Source organism: Agromyces sp. NPDC055658, assembly GCF_053618155.1.
In genome coordinates, this window is the sequence record NZ_JBSHHD010000157.1 from 1 (window position 1) to 1,031 (window position 1,031).

Below are 1,031 nucleotides of genomic sequence, written 5' to 3' on the forward strand. Positions count from 1 at the left end.
TTCCTCGCCGACCAGCGGTGAGGAAGGGTCGAGTTGTTTGATCCCGACGGCGGCATCCACCCACTCGGCGCCGTGGCGCGCGGTCAGGGCGCGCACCTCGTCGAGTAAGCCGCGCCGGGCCGCCAATGACAGGGAAGCCCAGGTCTTTTCACCCTCGACGAGTTCCTCGAGGGCCTCGTCGATCTGCGTTTCGGTCATGTCAGCTCGCACTCTTGTCGAATTGCACCAATGCGTCGTGGTGATTGTGGGCGTACGGGGTGGGACCGTCGCCCGCCTCCCGCTTGGCCACGATCGCAGCGTACTGCTCGAACGGAGTGGTCCGGTCCCATTTGGCCCTGGCCTCGGCCGGGGTGTAGGTCACGGTGTTCTTGGCCGGGATGCCCAACAGGGTGGGGCCGACGATCGGTGTGGTGTGCGGCGTGGTGAGGTCCAGCATCGCCAGCTCGAAACGCGGATTGGCGGCGATGAGCCTCAGGAAAGGGCGCACCACGGCCCGCGCCGCGACGTCGGCGAACCGGCGCTGGGGGATGCCGCCCAGCAGGCGCATCCACTGGGGCATGGTGGCGATGATGGCGGCGCGCATCGGGATGTTGAACGCCTTGCGCATCCAGCGCGGCATCCGCTCGGGCAGGATGTGATAGCCCAGGTCGACCAGGTAATCCATCATCCGCTGGGCGACCTCGGAGCCGACCAGATCGGGCCGGAAGCTCTCGAAGTATTCGCGGATGCCCTCACGGGTGCGCGGCACGTCGTCGGGGTTGATCGTCTGGAACTCCGCGGCCCGTGCGCATTCCTCCCAGTACAAGCTCTCCTCGGCCGGCGACAGCTTGCCGGGGCCGAACATCTCGTAGCTGTAGAGGATCGAGTGCCAGGCGGTCAGGTGGATCCACAACTGCGAGTGTGGATCGTTGGCGTCGAACGGGCGCTTGGTGATCGGCTCGGTGCCGACGGCCTTGGAGTGGATCTTGACCAGGATCTCGGACGCGTCGAGGACAGACTTCGCGTCGCCGAAGGCCACCAGGGCGAAGTAC

General features: G+C 66.5%; 1 protein-coding gene and 1 pseudogene. Both read right to left on the reverse strand.

The genetic code is table 11. From position 1 onward, the window contains the following. Window positions 1–198: pseudogene (locus tag ACWGPE_RS19305) on the reverse strand (aldehyde dehydrogenase family protein); the annotation flags it as partial. A gap of 1 nt (window position 199) precedes the next feature. Continuing rightward, window positions 200–1,031 (reverse strand): oxygenase MpaB family protein (locus tag ACWGPE_RS19310; protein WP_452049365.1); only part of this gene is annotated, 832 nt, incomplete at its 5' end.